Raw genomic sequence first — 20,730 nt, forward strand, 5'->3', positions numbered from 1 at the left:
GCGCGCGACATCTTGCAGAAGGTCATTCGCGCCAACAGTCGCTTAAGTTCCAAACAGAACGGAACACTGCACTAGCGCCTGTCGTAGACCAGGCGCAGCAGAAGATACACGGGATAAGCGACCGCCATGACGATCAGCGCGGCCTCGTGCCCCGACGCCGTTTCCGCGCAACGGCGCACGAACCGCTCGGAGCCGAACAGTCCGATTGCAACCAGCAGCACGCCGCCGATCAGAAACGCGGCGAGCAGCCCGATGCCCCACCCCGGCCAGTTGCCCGCCGGCGCGGCAGACAGGACAAACGCGCTGCCGCCCGCGAAGGCAGCACCGAGCGTCACCAGATAGCTGCGGCAATACGTGGCGCTGATGTCACGGTCTCTCTTTCCGTACCCCATGCTGCGTGGCGGCCATGCTTGTTGTCGAAGGCGCCACGGTAACATGTCCGCTTCGTCGGCCCGTGCCCTTTGCCCGCCCGAAACACTGCGCAGCCATGGAGGAAACGCACTGAAACGGCGCAATGCGCAAATTTTTCGATTGCCGCCGCCCGCGCCGCATGACAGCATGCGGGGCGTCGCCAACCGAAAAGAATGCCATGCCGTCCGGCCGCCGATGCCGCCCGGCGGCGCCGAACAGGCAGCCCCTTCCATGAACCCGGCCCACCTCCAACATTACGAACCGACCGGAGAATTCCGCTTGTGAACATCGGCATCGTCAACGACCTCCCGCTTGCCGTCGAGGCGATGCGCCGCGCGATCGCGCGACGGCCCGAGCACCGCGTGCTGTGGGTCGCGACCGACGGCGCGCAAGCCGTCGAGCTGTGCGCCGCACAGCCGCCCGACGTCGTACTGATGGACCTGATCATGCCGAAATTCGACGGGATCGAAGCGACGCGGCGGATCATGCGATCCGAACGACCGTGCGCGATCCTGATCGTGACGAGCTGCATCGGCGCGAATGCGTGGCGCGTGTTCGAGGCGATGGGCGCCGGCGCGCTCGACGCGGTCGATACGCCGCGGTTCGGCGACGGCGCGGCCGGCGACACGACCAGACTGCTGCTCGCGAAGATCGACCAGATCGGCCGCCTGCTCGACGCACCCGGCGGCTCGCGCCTCGCCGGCACGCCCCCTCGCACCGGCGGCGGCCCGCTGGTCGCGATCGGCGCGTCGGCCGGCGGCCCCGGCGCGCTCGCGTCGGTCCTCGGCGGCCTGCCGGCCGATTTCAATGCCCCGATCGTGATCGTCCAGCACGTCGACCGTGCGTTCGCCGAAGGCATGGCGCAATGGCTCGATGGCCAGACCCCGCTCGCCGTGCGCGTCGCGCGCGAAGGCGACCGCCCGCAACCGGGCGTCGCGCTGCTGGCCGCGACCGACGACCACCTGCGCATCACGCGCGCCGGCACGCTCGAATACACGCGCGAGCCGGCCGCCACGCCGTATCGCCCGTCGGTCGACGTCTTCTTCAACAGCCTGACCGAGCACTGGCCCGGCCGCGTGATCGGCGTGCTGCTCACGGGGATGGGCCGCGACGGCGCGATCGGCCTGAAGGCGCTGCGGATGAAGGGCTACCATACGATCGCGCAGGACGAGGCGACGAGCGCCGTGTACGGCATGCCGAAGGCGGCCGCGACGCTCGGCGCGGCGCGCGCGATCCTGCCGCTCGGGCGCATCGCGGGCGAGCTGGCGGCGCTCGCGCGGATCTGAGCCCGATGAGCCCGCGCAACACCCATGCCTGCCCTCGCAACAACCCGCATCGACCATGACCATTGACCTGACTCGCCCGCCAGGCGGCCCCTACACGCCGCCCGCCGACGTGCCGGCGATGGTGCTGCTGGTCGACGACCAGACGATCGTCGCGGAAGCCGTGCGGCGCGCGCTCGTCGACGAGGAAGGGATCGATTTTCATTACTGCCCGCGGTCGGACGACGCGATGGCCACCGCGATCGAGACGCGGCCGACCGTGATCCTGCAGGACCTCGTGATGCCCGGCACCGACGGGCTGAGCCTCGTGAAAGCGTACCGGACGAATCCGGCGACGCGCGACGTGCCGATCATCGTGCTGTCGACGCAGGAAGAGCCCACGATCAAGAGCGCCGCGTTCGCGGCCGGCGCGAACGACTACCTCGTGAAGCTGCCCGACCGCATCGAGCTCGTCGCGCGGGTGCGCTACCACTCGCGCTCGTACATGAACCTGCTGCAGCGCGACGAGGCATACCGCGCGCTGCGGCAATCGCAGCAGCAGTTGCTCGAGGCCAATCTCGAGCTGCGGCGCCTCACGCATTCGGACGGCCTGACCGGGCTGTCGAACCGGCGCTATCTCGACGAATACCTCGCCGCCGAATGGCGGCGCGGCACGCGCGAGCGCAGCGAGCTGTCGCTGCTGATGATCGACGTCGACAATTTCAAGCTGTACAACGACACGTACGGCCACGTGTCGGGCGACAGCGTACTCAAGCAGATCGCGTCGACCATCGAGCGCTGCCTCGGCCAGTCGGGCGATCTCGCCGCGCGTTTCGGCGGCGAGGAATTCGCGGTCGTGATGCCGGCCACGTCGCCCGGCGCCGCGCGGCTGCTCGGCGAGAAGATCCGCCTCGCGGTCGAGGCGCTGCGGCTGCGGCACGCGCAGTCATCGACCGGCAACACCGTGACGATCAGCATCGGCGGCGCGAGCATCGTGCCGATGCCCGGCCTGCCGACGACCCTGCTGATCGAAGCGGCCGACCGCGCGCTCTATCGCGCGAAGCACGAAGGCAAGAACCGCGTCGAGATCGATGCGACGCCGACGACGCCGGGCCCCGGCGGCTTCGGCGGCTTCGGCGGCTTCGGCGCGCCGCGCATCGACTGAACGCCGAACGCTGAACGCCGAGCACGCCGCGATCACACGGCGCCGAGCCGGCGCGCGTAGTCGTTCGGATCCAGCGGGCGGCTGAACAGATAGCCCTGCTGCATGTCGCAGCCGATCTGCTGCAGGAACCACGACTGCGCCTGCGTCTCGACGCCTTCGGCCGTGACCTTCATCCCGAGCGAATGCGCCATCGCGACCACGGCCTGCGTGATCGCCACCGAATCGTGATGATCGGGCACGCCCGACACGAACGAGCGGTCGACCTTCAGGTTGTGCAGCGGAAAGCGCTTCAGGTACGCGAGCGACGAATAACCGGTGCCGAAATCGTCGACCGAGATCCGCACGTTCATGTCCGTGAGCGCCTCGAGCATCGGCAGCACGGTGTCCGTGTCGTTCATCAGCAGTCCTTCGGTAATCTCGAGTTCGAGCGCGGACGGATCGAGCCGCGTCTGCGCGAGGCAGCGATCGACCGATTCGACGAGCCCCTCGTGGAACTGCCGCGGCGACAGGTTGACGGCCAGCATCAGGTCGGGCGCGATCGTGCGGCGCCATTCGGCCGCCTGCCGGCACGCGGTTTCGAGCACCCACTGGCCGATCGCGACGATCAGCCCCGTATCTTCTGCGACCGGAATGAACTCCGTCGGCGACATCGGCCCAAGCTCGGGGCTCGTCCAGCGCAGTAGCGCTTCGGCGCCGACCGTGCGGCCGCTGCGCGCGTCGACGACGGGCTGATACGCGAGCCGCAGCATGTCCGACGAGAGCGCGCGCCGCAGCGACTGCTCGATCGCGAAGCGGCGCTGCAGCCGCAGGTTGAGCTGCGCGGTGAAGAACGTGAAGTGGTTGCGGCCGCGCTGCTTCGCGTCGTACATCGCCGAATCGGCGTTGCGCATCAGCGTGACGGCGTCGTCGCCGTCGCGCGGCGCGACGCTGATCCCGATCGACACGCCGAGCCAGTATTCGTTGTTCGCGATCGCGAACGGCTTCGCGATCGCATCGATCACCTCGCGCGCGAGCACCGCGAGCCGGTCGGGATCGGCGCAGTCCTCGACGAGGATCACGAACTCGTCGCCGCCCACCCGCGTGAGCGCATACTGGCCGCCCCCGCAGGCCGAGAGCCGTGCGGCGACGCTGCGCAGCAGCGCGTCGCCCGCTTCGTGGCCGGCCGTGTCGTTGACCTTCTTGAAGCCGACGAGATCGATGAACAGGATCGCGACGCGTGCAGGCCCGCCCGCCGCATCGTGTCCGCCGAACAGCTCGCGCATGCGGTCGCCGAGCCAGCGGCGGTTGTAGAGGCCCGTCAGCGCATCGCGCGTCGCCAGGTAGCGCAACTGCTGCTGCGCTTCGCGCACGGGGCCGATGTCGTTGAACGACACGAGCACCGAGTCGGCCTGCTTGCCGCCCGGCTTCACGATCGGCACCGCGTTGCCGCGTACCCAGATGACGTCGCCGTCCGCGAGGCCGAAGCCGACCGTGTAGTCGAGCATCGGCGTGGCCGTCTCGAGCGCGCGCCGGCTCGGCCATTCGTCGGGCGCGATCGGCGAGCCGTCCTCGTGCAGCTTGCGCAGGATCACCGTCGACAGCCGGCGGCCGACGAGGTCGCCGTGCACGCGCATCATCCGGTTCGCGCTCGGGTTGCTCGCGACCACGACGCCATCGCGCGACACGACGAGGATCCCTTCGTGCAGGCTGTTAACCACGAGCCGGTGATGTTCCTCGCTGCGCGCGAGCTGTCGCGCGATCCGGTCCTGGTGTACCGCGAGGCCCACGCTGTTGCCGATATCGCGCAACAACGCGGTTTCCTCGTCGCCCGGCCGACGCGGCGTGCGGTGATAGACGGCGAACGCGCCGAGCACGGCGCCGGTATCGTCGAGGAACGGCACCGACCAGCAGGCGCGCAAGCCCAGCGGCAACGCGACCGAACGGTAGTCGGCCCAGAGCGGATCGGTTTCGATGTCTTCGACGGCGACCATCCGGCGCAGGTACATCGCCGTGCCGCACGAGCCGGCCGCAGGGCCAATCGACGCGCCTTCGATCGCCGCGCTGTACTGCGCGGGCAACGACGGCGCGGCGCCGACGTGCACGTGCACGCCGTCGGGATCGAGCAGCAGGATCGTGCATGACGCGCCCTCGCCGAGCAAAGCCTCGGCACGCCGGCAGACTTCGACCAACAGCTCCGGCAGCGGTGTGTTGCGCGTGATCAGTCTCAGCACGCTTTGCTCGGACGCAAGCACTTCCGCCGCGAGCCCGAGACTGTAACGAGAACTTTGCGGTTCGGTATTCAAGATGAATCCTGCCGTCGGTCCGATCGGGTCTGATGCGCCCGATTCGTTTTCGATCCTTCGTGCCGTTTTTCGCCCCGGGTTTACGCCGATGCCCGGTGCGCCCCGTGAAACGCGCGGTGCCAACGCGCGCCGAAAACTATTTAACACCAATCCGTGACACGCCGGGGATCCGTGCGCATCAGGGGTTACGCGCGGTCGGTGCGGCGCTTGCCGCCGGCAGTCAGCTTGCCGAAAGACTCGCGCGCGCGGGCCGACTGCACGAACAGACACGGCGACTGCTCGGCCACCGCGCGGTTGGTCTGCCATGACACCGATTCCATCGGCCCGGACGGTGGCGCCACGGCCGCCACCGCGATGTCGGCGACGACCGTCCCGACGTCATGCCGATCCGCGACGACAAGGTACAGGTGCAGATCCGCAAGGGACATGGAAGGCGGCCGCGCGTCTTCCGGCACCGGCAAACATCGGACGATTCCGCGTCCAGCGATCCCCTGCCCTGCGGTCGCGCCGTTCGACCGCACGCGGGGCGCCGCTTTTCATCGTCGTCCGGGACAGGTAAGCATCGAGTAAGCGTGACGCCCTACAGTGTGCTGATTCTCCAAGGCGGATCATCGCGGCGAGCGCGTGCTTCGCCCGTATCCGGGCAACATGAAGGGAACAGGCATGCAGAACCGGCCAACGATGCGTTATTTGTGTGCGAAACACCCCGACGGACGCCGGTCGAACTGGCACCCGCCGGCGGGCTGGAAAAGGCAGCTGGCGACGCCGTCGCGCGGGGTCGTGGCGATCGATCATTACATCGCGGAAGCGTCGGAGCTGATCGATCTCGAGACGACCGAGCCGGTCTTCGCGTTGCACCTGCAGATGCCGACCGGATTCGAAATGCGCACGGACGGCAACGGCTGGGCCCCGCACGTGATGCGCACGCCGTTGACTTACGTGCCGCCCGGCTTCGGGTGTTCCAGCCGGTGGTCGAACGACATCGAGTGGCTCGCCGTCCACTTCGATGTGTCCTGGCTGGCCCGGTCCGGCCTGCTGCCCGGCACGCCGGCCGTGCCCCGCTTCGACGTGAACGACGATCTGCTCGTGCAGATCATCAGGAGCATCCATGAAGATGCGGTCGCGGGGATGCCTTCGGGGCCGACCTATGTCGAAACCCTGGGTGCAGCCGCGCTCGGCCGCATGTCGTATCTCGAGTCGACGCGCAAGACCCGCGAGTACACGCATGCGCACGGGATGCGGCGGGCCGTCGAGTACATCCGCGACAATTTCCGCGATCCGCTGACGCTCGTGACGCTGGCCGAAGCGGTCGACTATCCCGGCGACCTGTATTCGTTCATCCGGAACTTCAAGAAAGCCAACGGGGTGACGCCGCATCAGTACATCGTCGAGACCCGGCTGCAAGCCGCCCGAGACCTGATCGAACGCGGCCGATGCGATGTGACCGAGGCCGCGCTCGCGTGCGGCTTTTCGACCACGAGCCACTTCTCGGCCACGTTCCGCAAACGGTGGGGATGCTCGCCGTCCGGGCTCAAGCCGCGTGCCGCGAACGTCACGCGAGCGGCAGCGACAGAATCCACAGGCCGCTGACCGTCAGCACGATCGTCAGCACCAGCAACGGCAACTGGTTGCGCACCACGGTGCCGGCCAGCACGCGATGACGGACGGCGATCGCGTGCGTCACGACCACGCTCAGCACATGGCCGGCGAGAATCAGCAGGACCTGCGCATGCCAGATATAGCCGACGTTGATCAGGAGCGCGGTCGGCGCGACCTGCGCCGGGTCGATCGACAGCAGGTTCCAGCCGATCCCGAGTGGATCGGACAGCAGTGAAACGATCTGCCGCCCCTGGTCGATGAACAGCGTGAAGTAGTGACACACGTTGTAGAACAGCGCGATCGGCAACAGCAACAGGCAGAACTGCCGCGCAAACGCGTGGCCATCCAGCGTCGAACGCGATCCCGCCGCGCCGAGCGCGCAGAAACCCCGGAACAGGCCATGGTAGGCCATCCCGACCGCGGCAAAGGTGGCCCACTGCCCGGCGAGCACGAGTTCCCCTGCGATCGCGTAGTCGTTTTTCAGCGCCGGAAACACCGCGACGATCAGCGGATAGATGCCGCGCCAGAAGAAGGTGTTCCAGACGGCCGTATCGCGCAAGCCGTCGTAGGCCGTCGACGACAGCATGAACGACAGGAAGATCACGACGCTGGTGTCGAACGGCGGTTCCGATGCCATACCAGCGACCGGATTCCTCAGCCTGATGCCGATTTCGCGCGCCGACACGCGACGCCACTCGAGCGGCGACAGTCGTGCGCACAATCCGCACAGGATGCCGAACGCATCGAAATGCCTGAGCCACACGTCGCGGCCGAAGCAGAACGAACCGGCCAGCGCATAGATCGCGTAGCCGGCAAGGAACAGGCTGGCGTCTCGCGGCCGTGCCGTGCCGAACAGCTCCAGCGCGATGAGGGCGACATACACGAGCAGCGCGGGATACGATGCGAAGCCCCGCGGGTAGCGATACCGGCCCCTGTCGAATGCCGGGACGCCGCGCGCCACGATCCGCAGCAGCAACGCAAACGGGTTCGTGAACGCATAGAGGTCGCCGAACACCGCGCTGACGTAGATCGACCCAAGATAGAACCAGAGCCAGAATCCCGACATGCTGAGGTTGACGAACGGGTTCTGGGTGCCGGCGAGGCCCGACACGATCAGCAGGACGACGAAGCCCATGCTCGCGGCCTGCCCCGCTGCGAGCGCCACGGCCGGTATCCGCCCTTCCCGCCGCCATCGGATCGCCGGCGCGCGCGTGTCCGGAATGCGCGCGCCCGATGCGAACGCCAGGATCATGAAGGACACCACCAGCGTGCCGGTGGCCGCGTACGCATAGAGCCACAACGGCACCGGCAGGTAGTACGGAATATTCCACGCATGCGCATCCGCGCAGGTCGGCGCGCAAGCGAGAAGCGCCGCCCCCCCCGGGGCCCGCCACGCGTTGCGGCGCGGTACCCCGTTGTCGACGGGGGGTGTCGTGCCACGCGCACCATCTTCGAAGTCGTCGCGCATATCAGTAATCGGAAGACGAAATCAGTCCCGTGACCTTCCAGCCGGCCCCGCTGCGCTGCTCCGACACCACGCCGATCGTGTCGTAAGGCGCATCCAGCAGCTTGATCAGCGCGACGGCACGCTTGTTTCCGTCGGCCGAATCGGGCAGCGGAAAAACCAGGAACGGCAGGATCGGTGACGGCTTGTCGCCCTCCACGATGAGCGGCAGCACCGCATCGTTCAACGACTTGAAGACCGCGAACGACGCGCGGTTGCGCACGCTCGCGCCGATGCTTCCCGTCGGCTGCGAGGGTGTCCCGATCGCGAGATAGGTGCCGTGATCCCGCAAGCGCCAGCCGGTCAACTGCTCGACCAGCGGGCCGTCTGGCTTGCCGGCGTGGCCGGTAGCCAGCGCGGGCAGCCAGCGCTTGTCCACCGGCGATGTCGTGACCCAGTCGCTGAAGAAGCGTGCGTAGAAATCGACGAGCCCCTTGTCGACGCCGGGCTGCTCGGTCGGCGCGACCGGCTTCGGCACGTCGCGCCGGCCGTGCCAGCGAACCGCCTGCCACGCGGGGCCGTCCGGCAGGCTCGTGCCGTCGAGAAACGACGTGTCCTTCAGGCCGTTCGAGACGAACCAGCCGGATTTCGCGTGCTTGGTTCGCGCGTCGATGAAACCGGCGAGCATCGGCCGGACCTGCTCCCACGAGCGCGCGTTTCTCGACACGCCGTTTATCTTCGGATAACGAGTCATCTGGAGATACGTCGACTTCGCCATCGCCTCCGTATCGACGGGCCAGCGCCAGGTCATCTCGGCAGCGTGGCCGGACGGACCACCGCGCTCAAGCGGCGCGGCCATCGCCAGGCCGGCGGCGCATTCGATGCCGTAGCGGCGCCAGTCCGGTACCGACGGCGTGCCTTGATGCGCCCACGCGTCTTGCAGCGCATGCAGCGACCGGCCGAACTCGCCCAGCATGAAAGCCGCGTTGCGACCCTCGGCGCGCCGCAGCGTGGCATCGACCGAAGACCGTGACGCCGGGCCGTCCGGCACCACGATCCGGGCGGCCGACGCGGCCGGCACGCGGGTCTCGCTCGGATAGTGCGCCGCCTGGGTATCCTGCGCATCGGGCGCGAAGCGCGACAGGCAGGCAAACTGCAGCAGCGACGTCATGTATTCGATCGAGCCTGCATCCATCCGCTGGTCGGCGAGCGCAATCGCGTCGGCCTCGCCGGACGCAAACCCCGCCTGCGTCGCGAGCCAGAACGTGAGACCGAAGTGCACGTCCGCTTCGAACCCCGAGCACGTCAGCGGCATCGCGAGCGCCGCCAGCAAGGCCAGCGCGGCAACGCCCGGATTGCGCCGGGCGCGGCCTCGCGCGCCTGCCCTGCCGGTTGCGACCGCTTCACGCGATGACCCGCGAGCAACCTGTCTGCTATGCGTCAATTGCCGATCTCCGTCGCTTTGGTGCTTTCGGGAAACGGCCACGCGCCGTTTTCGAACGACAGCACGAGCAGCCCGTTGTCCTGGCAGGCAGTCGTCAGCAGATGGCGGTCGAAGTCGAAATCGAGACGCGACGCACACCAGTCCGGGCCGCCCGGGCGGTACTGGCCGAACATCAGGTGTGCGGAACCGGCGCCGGGCGACTTGGCCGAAGGCGGGTTGTAGTACGCGATCTCTTTCGGCTTTGCCGGATCGCGAATGTCGAACACGCGCACGCCGGAGTTGAAGTAGCTGCACGCGAGCGCGGTGGCGTTCTCCCGGTTGTCGACGCTGCAGTAGTGCGACCCGTACGTGAACGTGGAAAGGCCGAGAATGTCGGGAATCACCTTGCTGCAGTTCTGCACGGCGTGCGTTTCGAGTCGCAGTTCGGAGACGAGCTGCGGCGCGGCTTCGTTCGACATGTCGTAGATGTGCCCCATCGGGAACGGTGCCACGCCGGCATTGCACGCGGCCTTCACGGCAGTGGCGCCCGGATCCTGAAGCCCGCCCGAGCCGCCTTCATCGACCTCGATCAGATAGGGCTTGCCCGCCACGGAGAACGAGATCGTATGTTGTGCAATGCTGCCGTCCCGCACCGGCATCGTCGCAATCCGGTGCATTTGTGCATTGGGACGCCGGCTCTGTACTTCGCTGGTGTCGATGACGAAGAATCCGTTGTCGCCGGTCGCATTCGGGTTGTCCAGCGGTGGTGCGCTCATGCCGATCGCCGTGCCGCCGTTCCCCGACGAGACGAAGTACGCGCGGTTCCCGTCCTGGCTCACCGACAGTCCGTGGGAAATGGTCCCCATGCCCAGGTCCGGCACACTGATGGCCGAGATCATCCTCGGCCGGGTCGGCACGGTCAGGTCGATCGCGTAATAGGATTTTGTAAACGCCCCGCCGACGTAGTAGGTAAACCCATCCGGAGAAAACCCGCCTTCGTGGCCGAGCTGCTTGGTGGATGGCACGATGCCGCCGTCTGCGCCCGTGCCGACGGGAACACTGGCAAGCAACTGCGGGCGCGTGCAGTCGGTCGCCACGTCGTACAGGTCGACCTCCGGGCCGCCACCGCCACCGAGCCCGTTGTCGGCAGCCAGGATGCCGCGCGCCACGTTCACACGCAGCGATTCCCACGGATCGATCATCGCCGTGGACGTCAGCGAACTCACCCGCACCGGCTTGGCCGGATCGGTGATGTCGATCACCGGCACGCCCGGGTTCACGCGCGGCGGCGCATCGGGATTGTTGAAGGCCGGCGTGGCGCCCATCGTTGCATGGTAGAAGCAGGTGTGGCCCTGCCGGTCGGTGTAGGTCGCGGCCGACCACGACGCGCCCTCGCCCTGAACCTGGCTGACGCGCTTCAGGTTGCAGTTGAAGCCGCCGAATCCGGACTGGCGCAGCGCGGCCGGCACCTGCCCTTGCAGCGCGGTCTCGGGCGTGTCGCCCGGGCTGCAGCCGGGCACCCGTGGCACGACGTAGTCCGCCACCGATACGGCGGGTGTCGCGCTCGTCACGTCGTTGTCGTCTCCGCCGCAGCCGGCGAGCATGAGTGTGCCGAGCGATATCGCAATCGCCAGGCGATTCAGTACGCGCATCTTTGCCTCCTCCTATTTCGAATTTCGTTTCGAATTTCGTTTCGATCCGGTTTATCGTTAGTTGTCCGGATATATCTCGATGACAGCCACCTCGATCTGCTCGCCGGTCCGGCTGTGAAAGTGCAGCGAAAAGCGCCCGGTGATCCCGACCGGGAGAATGTCCATCGACTGCTCGGTTCCGACGGTGCAAGCCGCGAGCGCACCCGGTATTTCATGCGCCATCAGCACACCCGCCTCTCGCGAATGCACGTTGATATGCGCCGGCATCCCTTCGCGAATCGCGATCACGGATCGTTCCCAGCGCGCCTTGTCCCGATCGACGTCGACGGAAAAGACCTGTTGATCCGGCGGTCTCGTCGACGCGTGCGACAGATGTCGCGCGACACCGTAGGCCAGCACCAGCGCCGACACGGTCGCGATCAACGCGACGAGTCGACACCGCTGCCGCAGACTCCCTTCCTCCATTGCGGCGCTCCGTTTCATCGGCACTGACGCCGCGCCGTATCTCGTGCCGGCAGGCCGGCCATCCGCGCGGCCATCAGCCGTTCGACGAATGGTAGTGAGCGCCCCGATGCAGCGATATCTGCTTATTGCGGGTTGTCGGAAAATTGCGTCCGGAGTAACCCGAGCCAGGGCTGGCCGGGCAAGGTTGCGCGCCGGATTCGGGAATCGTCACACGCGAATCTCGCGAGCCGACGACGCCCGATGGGCGATGGGCGACGCACGACGGGCGACGGGCGATTCGCGCGCGACGATGCCGGGCGGTTCGATCTCACGCCCTAACCGGGGGCAACGGCCTCGATGCGATGAAGGAACACAACGGGACGCGCAGACCGGGCCACGGCCCCGGCCGCCTCGGCACACCCGGCGGCAACACGCCGAACGCGGCAGCCGCGCGTCAATCCCTGCGGATGTGTTCGGCCAGGAAGTCGATCAACAGACGCACGCGCGGCAGCAGCCCGCGCCGCGACGGAAACACCGCATGGATCACGCCGCCCTTCGGCGCCCATCCGGGCAGCACGTCGACCAGCGTGCCGTTGCGCAAATCGTCCTCGACGACCATGCACGGCAGTTGCACGATGCCGACGCCGTGAATCGCCGCATCGCGCAGCGCATGCAGGTCGTCGGTAATGAAGCGCGGGTGATGGCGCAATGGCACCTGCTCGCCGTTCGGCCCGACCAGTTGCCACACGTGATGCCGCGCCGGGCCCCAGTCGAGGCTCGGCACGCCGGCCAGTTCGGCAGGATCCGATGGCGCGGCGCGCCCGCCGAGCCAGTGCGGCGCGGCCACCAGCCGCTGCGGGCTGTCGCCGAGGATGCGCATCACGAGATCGCTGTCCTCCAGCGGCGGAAAGCGCACCCGCAACGCGAGATCGATGCCTTCGCTCAACAGGTCGACGCGCCGATTCGTCGCCTCGAGATGCACCTGCACCTGCGGATGAATCGCCATGAAGCGCGCGATCAGTTCGCTCACCCGGTATTCGAGCAGCGCGGTCGGGCAACTCACGCGGACGATGCCTCGCGGCTCCGCGTGCCGGCGCTCGATCACCTCGCGCGCCGCATCGGCTTCGACCAGCACGGCGAGGCACCGCTCGTAGAATTCGCGCCCGGTCTCCGTCACCGTGAACCGGCGCGTCGTGCGCTGCAGCAGCCGTACGTCGTACTGCGCCTCCAGCGCCGCGATGCGCCGGCTCAGCGTCGATTTCGGGACGTCCAGCGCGCGCCCCGCCTGCGTGAACCCGCCGTGTTCGACCACCTTCACGAAGTAGTAGAGGTCGTTCAGGTCATCCATGATTGTTCCACCGATAGAACACTGATGGCATTTTAAGGGACTGGAACGCCGTTTGTTGCACGAATAGCATCTTGATTCGACGCGTATCGAGGTCGTCGCAGTGGCCCGGACTGTTCTGGTCAGGGCCCTCTGCCACACCGCCCCGGCCCGTCGGCCCCCTTCACTTCCTGCCCTGTCTCTGGAGGCAACCATGGCAAGCGAACCGATTCGCGACCCCGCGAACGACCACCTGCTCACCCCGCAGAATGCGGCGTTCATCGTCATCGATTACCAGCCGGTCCAGGTGAACTCCATCGCGTCGATGGATCGCCAACTGCTGATCAACAACATCGTCGGCGCGTCGAAGGCGGCCGTCGCGTACGGCCTGCCGATCGTCCACTCGACCGTCAACGTGAAGACCGGCCTGAACAAGCCGCCGATCCCGCAACTGCGCGCGGCGCTGGAAGGCCATCCGACCTACGACCGCACGAGCATCAATTCGTGGGAAGACGTGGAGTTCCGCCGGGCCGTCGAGGCGACCGGCCGCAAGAAGCTGATCATGACCGCGCTGTGGACCGAAGCGTGCCTGACGTTCCCGGCACTCGACGCGCTGAAGGCCGGCTACGAGGTGTACGTGGTCGTCGACGCGGTGGGCGGCACGTCGGTTGCCGCGCACGACGCGGCGCTGCGCCGCATCGAGCAGGCCGGCGGCCAGATGATCAGCGTCGCACAGCTGTTCTGCGAGTTGCAGCGCGACTGGGCGCGCAGCGCCACCGTGCCGGCCTTCATCGATCTGTTCATCGAAACCGGCGGCACGGCCGGCATCCAGTTCTCGTACGACAAGAACTGACCGGCCCGCGCGGCCGCGGACGTTTCCGGCCGGCGGCGCGCACCCGCGCGCGCGGCCGGCCTCATCCGTTCCGCGCCGCCTGGCTGCCCGCACGGCCGGCCAGACCGTCTTTCCGTATCCGTGATTCAATGTCGATCGAACCGGCGCCGCGCAATCCGGCGGCACGGCGATTCGTAACCTCATCGATCGACCCTCACTGGATCACCATGACGAACCCTGCCGAAATCAAGGCGCTCGTTTTCGATGTCTTCGGAACGATCGTCGACTGGAGAGGCGGCGTGGCACGCGGCGCCGCCGCGTTCCTCGACCGCCACGCCCCCGCGCTCGACCCGCTCGAATTCGCCGATGCGTGGCGGGCCGAGTATTCGCCGTCGATGGAAGAAGTCCGCAGCGGGCGCCGCCGCTACGTGCGGCTCGACGTGCTGCACCGCGAGAACCTCGTCCGCACGCTCGACCGCTACGGGATCGTCGACGTGCCCGACGCCGACATCGACGCGCTCAACCTCGCGTGGCACAGCCTCGACCCGTGGCCCGATGCCGTCGCGGCGCTGCAACGGCTGAAGCGGCGCTACATCATCGCGCCGCTGTCGAACGGCAACATCCGGCTGATGGTCGACGTCGCGAAACGCGCGGGGCTGCCGTGGGATGCGATTCTCGGCGCCGAAGTCGTCCGCGCGTACAAGCCGTCGCCGCAGGTGTACAGCGACACCGTCGAGATTCTCGGCGTCGAGCCGGCCGAGCTGTGCCTGGTCGCCGCGCACAACGGCGATCTCGCGGCCGCGCGCCGGCAGGGGCTGTCGACCGCGTTCGTGCTGCGGCCGACCGAACACGGGCCCGGCCAGACGACCGATCTGAAAGCCGACGATGCGTGGGACTTCGACGTCAAGGATCTGAACGAACTCGCGGACCGGCTAGGCTGCCCGGGTTGAGGCCGGGTTCGGGGCGCGATCGCGGCGCGCTGCCGGCCGCGCTGCAGGGCCGGCGGAACGGCGCGTCGGGCGAATCGGGCGCGTCGCGCGTCTAGTCAGACGACTGGTAGACTCCGCCAACCCTGTCCCGTTGCGGCCGCGTACCCCTATGTCATCCCCGCTGCGTCTTGTCGAAGGCAAACTGACCGCGTTGCGCTTTCTCGAGCGCCCCGACCAAGGCACTGCCGGAAGCCGTCAGGTCCCTAGCGCGCCAGCGCCATCGCGACCGCCTGCCCCTGCGCCGCCATCGCGAGGCGCCGCCAGTTGCGGGCCGCATACCGGTGCGCCTGCTGCAACGCGAGCCACAGACCGATCTGCCGAACCGGCCTGAGGAGGCCGCGCGCGCTGAACACGGTGCGCCGTTCGACGCGTGTCCTGCCGCCTTCGATCGGTGTCAGCGTGAATTCGTCCTCGAGCAGCCCGACCCAGTCGCGGCACCACACCGTCGACGCCACCATCCGGTAACGCAGCCGGCGATTCTCGTCGAGCACGAGGATCCGCTGGTCGATGGTGCCGCGATCGGTCGTGCACTGCCGCGTGTTGCCGATCGCCGGCACGCCTTCGAGCACGCGGCAACTGACCGGCTTCGGCACGCCGAGGCGGAACAGCAACGGCCGCGTGTCGTCCATCCGGGCATGGAGGAAATGCGGCCAGACATGCTCGGGCCGGCAATCGAAGGTCCACTGCGAATGAATTTCCACGACCGTCTCCTGGCGGCTGTCGGTGCTGACATGATGGCACAACCGCGCCGCCGCCTCCGTTACTTCACGACCGCACGCCAGGCGGTTCGCGCGTAGATCAGCAGCAACGGCAGCAGCCCGAGCGCGAACAGCAGGCAGAGCGCCAGCACCCACACCGGCCACTGCTCCGGATTCCCGCGCGCCCAGTAGCGGTAAGGCACGCTCAGGAAGCCGATTTCCATCAGCAACGCGCCGAGCGGCACGAGCCCGTTCAGGACCACCGCCACGCCGAAGCGGCCCGCGCCGTCGAGGTTCCGGCCGGCGCCGTACGCGGCGATCAGGTAGAGGAAGTACCCGGTCATCGCGACCATCAGCCCGCCGCCGGCCAGCAGGCCGACACTGCGCACGCTGCGCTCGTGCAGCTGATTCGCGCCCTGCGGCAACACGACATCGACGCGCTCGCCGATCTCCGGCACGCTGCCCGAGCGGATGTTGCCCGGCAGCACGACCCGCTCGCCGTTCGGCATCACGGCTTCCAGGATCGACGTGTACTTGATGCACCGATATTTGTCCGTGCGACCGCTGCTGTCGCGACGCTCGCAGGTGTCCCACTCGGACTGGTAGGACACGACGGTCGCCTCGTATTTTGGCGATACCGCCAGGTCGTAGAGTTCGTCGCCGATCCAGTACGCGAACGGGAAGCACAGCGACACCAGGCAAAAGCACACGAGCCACCAGAATGCGACCGCGCCGCCCGATCCGCGCATGCCGCCATTCTGGCGGCGCACCATGCGCGACGCGAGCCAATACGCGGCCACGCCGAATACGGCCACACAGACCACGAACACCTTGCCCGCATGCGTCAAAGCCATCTGCGTTTCCCCCGATAACCGGCCGGATCTTCGCCAGCCGTTTTTTCATACCGATCGATCACGTCGTCGCCACCTCAACCGCCGGCTCGCTCCGCTATTCCGGCTCGCCGACGAATCTCAGCTTCCCCGATTCGCCCGACAGCAGCGCGCGATTCGCGTCCGCCGCCGCGCGCAGGTAATCCCACAGCGCGGTCACGCGGCGCAGCTTGCGCAGATCCTCGCGGCACGTCAGCCAGAAGCAGCGCGTGACGACCACGTCGTCCGGCAGCACGGGCACGAGCGCCGGCTGCGTGGCCGCCATGAAGCACGGCAGGATCGCCAGCCCGCCGCCCTGCAGCGCCGCGAAATACTGCGCGATCACGCTCGTCGTGCGCAGTCCGGCCGTCGCGCCCGGCACCGCGCGGTCCAGGTACAGCAGTTCGTTGCTGAACGCGAGATCGTCGACGTAGCTGATGAACGCGTGCTGCGCGAGATCGTCGGTGCAGGTGATCGGATCATGGTTCGCGAGATAGTCGCGCGTCGCATAGAGCCGCAGCTGGTAGTCGCACAGCTTCGTGACCACGTAAGGCCCGCGCTCGGGCCGCTCGAGCGTGATCGCCAGGTCGGCCTCGCGCTTCGGCAGGTTCACGAAATGCGGCACCGGCAGCAGGTCGACCGTCACGTGCGGATGCTCGGCACGAAACTGCGCGAGCTGCGGCGCGAGAAAAAAGCAGCCGAACCCCTCCGTCGACCCGATCCGCACATGGCCCGACAGCGCCTCGCCCGTGTTCGCGACCTGGTCGCACGCGGACTGCACGGTCGTCTCCATCGCGTCCGCATACGCGACGAGCCGCTGCCCCTCGGCCGTCAGCGTGAAGCCGCCGGAGCGCGACTTGTCGAACAGCAGCGTGCCCATCGCGGCCTCGAGCGCGCGGATGCGCCGCGCGACGGTCGTGTAATCGACCCCCAGCCGCTTCGCGGCGCCGCTCGCGCGCTGCGTGCGCGCGACTTCGAGGAAAAAGCGCAGGTCGTCCCAGTTCAGGTTGCCGGAAACCGGCTCGGTGGCATGTCGCATCGGCGAGGGAAAAAGGGGCTGAAGTCTCCGGGCCGGCCATCGTTATGCATAAATGCATATCCAACCGGTTTCTTTATCGGTACATGATGAATCTGCGCATAACTATACTCGACCGTGACCTGCGGACCACGAGCCGCGGCACCACCACGGAGACACCATGCAGACGCGATCCACCCTCGATGAGCATGCGACAGTCGCGGCGCCGGCACCCGAGCGCACCGCGAAGCACTACCTGCTGGCCGGCTGGGCCAGCATGGCCGGCACCACGATCGAGTGGTACGACTTCTTCCTCTACGGCACGGCCGCCGCGCTCGTCTTCAACCGCATCTTCTTCCCGTCGCTGGACCCCGTCGTCGGCACGCTCGCCGCGTTCGGCACGTTCGCGGTCGGCTTCATCGGGCGGCCGATGGGCGGCATCGTGTTCGGCCACTTCGGCGACCGCATCGGCCGCAAGTCGATGCTGATGATCACGCTGCTGCTGATGGGCGTGCCGAGCATGATCATCGGGCTGATCCCGTCGTACGACAGCATCGGCTACTGGGCCGCGGCGCTGCTGATCGCGATGCGCTTCCTGCAGGGAATGGCCGTCGGCGGCGAATGGGGCGGCGCGGTGCTGATGGCCGTCGAACACGCGCCGAAGGGCCGCAAGGGGCTGTTCGGCAGCCTGCCGCAGACGGGTGTCGGGCTCGGCCTGATCCTGTCGTCGGTCGCGATGGCCGCGGTGGCCGCGCTGCCGGAAGCCGACATGCTGTCGTGGGGCTGGCGCGTGCCGTTCCTCGCGAGCATCGCGCTCGTCGGGCTCGGCTGGTTCATCCGCGCGAAGGTGCCCGAGTCGCCCGACTTCGAGAAGATGCAGCGCCAGGGCAAGGCCGAGAAGTCGCCGGTGATGGCCGCGCTGCGCCGCCATCCGCGCGAGGTGCTGACGATCGTCGGCGCGCGCGCCGCCGAGAACACCTGGTTCTACATGGTCGTCACGTTCGCGCTCGCCTACGCGACGCAGCAGCTGCATCTGCCGAAGGCCGAGATGCTGCACGCGATCACGGCCGGCGCGGCGCTGTCGCTCGTCACGATGCCGCTGTGCGGCCACCTGAGCGACCGCATCGGCCAGCGCCGGATGTTCGCGATCGGCCTCGTGCTGATGTGCGCGTTCGCCGCGCCGTTCTTCATGATGCTCGGCACGCAGCAGACCTCGTATGCATGGTGGGCGATCGTGCTCGGCCTCGGCGTCGTGTTCCCGATCCTCTATGCGCCGGAATCGCTGCTGTTCGCGCAGCAGTTCCCGGCGGAAATCCGCTACAGCGGCATCTCGCTGTCGGTGCAGCTCGCCGGCGTGATCGGCGGCGGCTTCGCGCCGATGATCGCGACGTCGCTGCTCAAGGCCGGCGGCGGCCAGCCGCACTACGTGATCGCGTACCTCGTCGGCTTCGGCGTGTTCGCGCTCTTGTGTACCGCGCTGATGCGCCCGGCACGTGCCTGAGGCGCCGGCCCGCATCCGATCGATTTCAGTTCGTCCTGCCGTCCGCCGCGCGCGCATGCGCGGCGGTGACGGGGCCCCTTTATGTCGCCACACCGTTTCCCGGAGAATTCCATGAACGCCGCAGTTCCCCAGACCACCCTCGCCCTGCCCACCGCCAAGCTGCTGATCGACGGCGCATTCGTCGAATCGCAAAGCGCCGAATGGGGCGACATCGTCAACCCCGCGACGCAGGAAGTGATCGGCCGCGTGCCGTACGCGACGCTCGACGAGGTCGATGCTGCGATCGCGTCCGCGCAACGCGCATTCCAGACGTGGAAGACGACGCCGATCGGCGCGCGGCTGCGCATCATGCTGAAGTTCCAGGATCTCGTGCGCCGCAATCTCGAACGGATCGCGCACACGCTGACCGCCGAACAAGGCAAGACGCTGCCCGACGCGCAGGGCGACATCTTCCGAGGCCTCGAAGTCGTCGAGCACGCGTGCTCGATCGGCACGCTGCAGCAAGGTGAATTCGCCGAAAACGTCGCGGGCGGCGTCGATACCTACACGCTGCGCCAGCCGATCGGTGTGTGCGCGGGCATCACGCCGTTCAACTTCCCCGGCATGATTCCGCTGTGGATGTTCCCGATGGCGATCGTGTGCGGCAACACGTTCGTGCTGAAGCCGTCGGAGCAGGATCCGCTGTCGACGATGCAGCTCGTCGAACTCGCGATCGAGGCCGGCGTGCCGCAGGGCGTGCTGAACGTCGTGCACGGCGGCAAGACGGTGGTCGACCGTCTCTGCACGCATCCGGACATCAAGGCGATCTCGTTCGTCGGTTCGACGGCGGTCGGCACGCACGTGTACAACCTCGGCAGCGCGAACGGCAAGCGCGTGCAGTCGATGATGGGCGCGAAGAACCACGCGGTCGTGCTGCCCGATGCGCACCGCGAGCAGTCGATCAACGCGCTCGTCGGCGCGGGCTTCGGCGCGGCCGGCCAGCGCTGCATGGCGACGTCGGTGGTCGTGCTGGTCGGCAAGGCGCGCGACTGGCTGCCCGAACTCGTCGAGAAGGCGAAGGCGCTGAAGGTCAATGCAGGCGCGGAAGCCGGCACCGACGTCGGGCCGGTCGTGTCGAAGGCCGCGAAGGAACGCATCCTGTCGCTGATCGACGCGGGCGTGAAGGAAGGCGCGACGCTGTTGCTCGACGGCCGCGACGTGAAGGTGCCCGGCTACGAGCAGGGTAACTTCGTCGGCCCGACGATCTTCTCGGGCGTGACGACCGACATGTCGATCTACAAGGAAGAAATCTTCGGGCCGGTGGTGGTCGTGCTCGAAGCCGACACGCTCGACGAAGCGATCGCGCTCGTCAACCGCAACCCGATGGGCAACGGCGTGGGGCTGTTCACGCAGAGCGGCGCGGCCGCCCGCAAGTTCCAGAGCGAGATCGACATCGGCCAGGTCGGCATCAACATCCCGATCCCGGTGCCGGTGCCCTACTTCAGCTTCACGGGCTCGCGCGGCTCGAAGCTCGGCGATCTCGGCCCGTACGGCAAGCAGGTCGTGCAGTTCTACACGCAGACCAAGACGGTCACCGCGCGCTGGTTCGACGACGATGCGACGGCCGGCGGCGTGAACACGACGATCGCGCTGCGCTGACCCAAGGAGCTGGCACATGGAAATCGCATTCATCGGACTCGGCAACATGGGCGGCCCGATGGCCGCCAACCTGCTGAAAGCCGGCCACGCGTTGACGGTGTTCGACCTCGACGCGCACGCGGTCGAGGTCGCGGTACGCGCCGGCGCGACGGCGGCCGGCTCGCCGCGCGAAGCGGCCGCGC

Annotated in this window: 19 protein-coding genes; 8 read left to right on the forward strand and 11 right to left on the reverse strand. The window is 67.8% G+C overall.

Going from position 1 to position 20,730, the window contains the following annotated elements; translation table 11 throughout:
- Positions 1 to 71: 71 nt before the first annotated feature.
- A complete protein-coding gene (locus BDO18943_RS39930; RefSeq protein WP_205187850.1) occupies positions 72 to 644 on the reverse strand; it encodes a hypothetical protein in 573 nt (190 codons plus the stop codon).
- A 48-nt stretch (positions 645 to 692) separates the two neighbouring features.
- On the opposite strand from BDO18943_RS39930, the gene cheB reads away from it, so the two are divergent.
- Positions 693 to 1,697: a chemotaxis response regulator protein-glutamate methylesterase gene (gene cheB, locus BDO18943_RS39935; RefSeq protein ID WP_175026464.1), complete on the forward strand. Its 1,005-nt coding sequence runs from the start codon at positions 693 to 695 to the stop codon at positions 1,695 to 1,697.
- Positions 1,698 to 1,752: 55 nt separating this feature from the next.
- Positions 1,753 to 2,838, forward strand: a complete 1,086-nt coding sequence (locus tag BDO18943_RS39940) for a diguanylate cyclase (RefSeq protein WP_175026465.1) — start codon at positions 1,753 to 1,755, stop codon at positions 2,836 to 2,838.
- A gap of 32 nt (positions 2,839 to 2,870) precedes the next feature.
- Here BDO18943_RS39940 and BDO18943_RS39945 read toward each other — a convergent pair whose 3' ends face one another.
- Positions 2,871 to 5,120: a putative bifunctional diguanylate cyclase/phosphodiesterase gene (locus BDO18943_RS39945; protein ID WP_175026466.1), complete on the reverse strand. Its 2,250-nt coding sequence runs from the start codon at positions 5,118 to 5,120 to the stop codon at positions 2,871 to 2,873.
- A gap of 185 nt (positions 5,121 to 5,305) precedes the next feature.
- On the reverse strand, positions 5,306 to 5,548 hold the full coding sequence (locus BDO18943_RS42880) for a hypothetical protein (RefSeq protein ID WP_235996313.1): 243 nt from the start codon (positions 5,546 to 5,548) through the stop codon (positions 5,306 to 5,308).
- Between the two features lie 352 nt (positions 5,549 to 5,900).
- On the opposite strand from BDO18943_RS42880, the gene BDO18943_RS39955 reads away from it, so the two are divergent.
- The gene (locus BDO18943_RS39955) at positions 5,901 to 6,710 is read left to right on the forward strand and encodes an AraC family transcriptional regulator (protein WP_235996314.1); all 810 of its coding nucleotides are present in this window, start codon (positions 5,901 to 5,903) and stop codon (positions 6,708 to 6,710) included.
- Here the strand turns inward: BDO18943_RS39955 and BDO18943_RS39960 are convergent.
- The 5 genes from BDO18943_RS39960 to BDO18943_RS39980 all read right to left on the reverse strand — a co-directional run bounded on the left by BDO18943_RS39960 (position 6,673) and on the right by BDO18943_RS39980 (position 13,030).
- Positions 6,673 to 8,187: a hypothetical protein gene (locus BDO18943_RS39960; protein ID WP_235996315.1), complete on the reverse strand. Its 1,515-nt coding sequence runs from the start codon at positions 8,185 to 8,187 to the stop codon at positions 6,673 to 6,675. The two genes, BDO18943_RS39955 and BDO18943_RS39960, sit on opposite strands and share 38 nt — an antisense overlap.
- A 1-nt stretch (position 8,188) precedes the next feature.
- Positions 8,189 to 9,607, reverse strand: coding sequence for a DUF6765 family protein (locus BDO18943_RS39965; RefSeq protein WP_235996316.1), 1,419 nt, complete (start codon positions 9,605 to 9,607; stop codon positions 8,189 to 8,191).
- Positions 9,604 to 11,238: an LVIVD repeat-containing protein gene (locus BDO18943_RS39970; RefSeq protein ID WP_175026468.1), complete on the reverse strand. Its 1,635-nt coding sequence runs from the start codon at positions 11,236 to 11,238 to the stop codon at positions 9,604 to 9,606. The genes BDO18943_RS39965 and BDO18943_RS39970 overlap by 4 nt, the downstream gene beginning before the upstream one ends.
- Before the next feature lie 57 nt (positions 11,239 to 11,295).
- Positions 11,296 to 11,661 (reverse strand): hypothetical protein, encoded by a 366-nt coding sequence (locus BDO18943_RS39975; RefSeq protein WP_235996317.1) that lies wholly within the window; start codon positions 11,659 to 11,661, stop codon positions 11,296 to 11,298.
- Positions 11,662 to 12,136: 475 nt separating this feature from the next.
- Positions 12,137 to 13,030, reverse strand: a complete 894-nt coding sequence (locus BDO18943_RS39980) for a LysR substrate-binding domain-containing protein (protein ID WP_175026470.1) — start codon at positions 13,028 to 13,030, stop codon at positions 12,137 to 12,139.
- 190 nt (positions 13,031 to 13,220) lie between these two features.
- Between BDO18943_RS39980 and BDO18943_RS39985 the strand changes: the two genes are divergently transcribed.
- The gene (locus tag BDO18943_RS39985; RefSeq protein WP_175026471.1) at positions 13,221 to 13,859 is read left to right on the forward strand and encodes a hydrolase; all 639 of its coding nucleotides are present in this window, start codon (positions 13,221 to 13,223) and stop codon (positions 13,857 to 13,859) included.
- A 206-nt stretch (positions 13,860 to 14,065) separates the two neighbouring features.
- The gene (locus BDO18943_RS39990; protein WP_175026472.1) at positions 14,066 to 14,788 is read left to right on the forward strand and encodes a haloacid dehalogenase type II; all 723 of its coding nucleotides are present in this window, start codon (positions 14,066 to 14,068) and stop codon (positions 14,786 to 14,788) included.
- A gap of 242 nt (positions 14,789 to 15,030) precedes the next feature.
- Here the strand turns inward: BDO18943_RS39990 and BDO18943_RS39995 are convergent, their stop codons facing one another.
- From BDO18943_RS39995 to BDO18943_RS40005, 3 genes are all read right to left on the reverse strand, one after another.
- Complete coding sequence (locus tag BDO18943_RS39995; RefSeq protein WP_175026473.1) at positions 15,031 to 15,528, reverse strand: SRPBCC family protein; 498 nt, start codon at positions 15,526 to 15,528, stop codon at positions 15,031 to 15,033.
- Positions 15,529 to 15,587: 59 nt separating this feature from the next.
- Complete coding sequence (locus BDO18943_RS40000; protein WP_175026474.1) at positions 15,588 to 16,379, reverse strand: uracil permease; 792 nt, start codon at positions 16,377 to 16,379, stop codon at positions 15,588 to 15,590.
- A 94-nt stretch (positions 16,380 to 16,473) separates the two neighbouring features.
- Positions 16,474 to 17,433 carry a LysR family transcriptional regulator gene (locus BDO18943_RS40005; protein WP_043179402.1) on the reverse strand — a complete coding sequence of 320 codons (960 nt, stop codon included), beginning with the start codon at positions 17,431 to 17,433 and terminating at the stop codon, positions 16,474 to 16,476.
- 157 nt (positions 17,434 to 17,590) lie between these two features.
- Between BDO18943_RS40005 and BDO18943_RS40010 the strand changes: the two genes are divergently transcribed.
- From BDO18943_RS40010 to BDO18943_RS40020, 3 genes are all read left to right on the forward strand, one after another.
- Positions 17,591 to 18,910, forward strand: coding sequence for an MFS transporter (locus BDO18943_RS40010; protein WP_043179404.1), 1,320 nt, complete (start codon positions 17,591 to 17,593; stop codon positions 18,908 to 18,910).
- 111 nt (positions 18,911 to 19,021) lie between these two features.
- Positions 19,022 to 20,548 (forward strand): CoA-acylating methylmalonate-semialdehyde dehydrogenase, encoded by a 1,527-nt coding sequence (locus BDO18943_RS40015; protein WP_175026475.1) that lies wholly within the window; start codon positions 19,022 to 19,024, stop codon positions 20,546 to 20,548.
- Positions 20,549 to 20,564: 16 nt separating this feature from the next.
- Positions 20,565 to 20,730: NAD(P)-binding domain-containing protein (locus tag BDO18943_RS40020; RefSeq protein WP_175026476.1), on the forward strand; the 166-nt coding region annotated here is incomplete at its 3' end.

The organism is Burkholderia aenigmatica (assembly GCF_902499175.1).
GTDB lineage: Bacteria > Pseudomonadota > Gammaproteobacteria > Burkholderiales > Burkholderiaceae > Burkholderia > Burkholderia aenigmatica.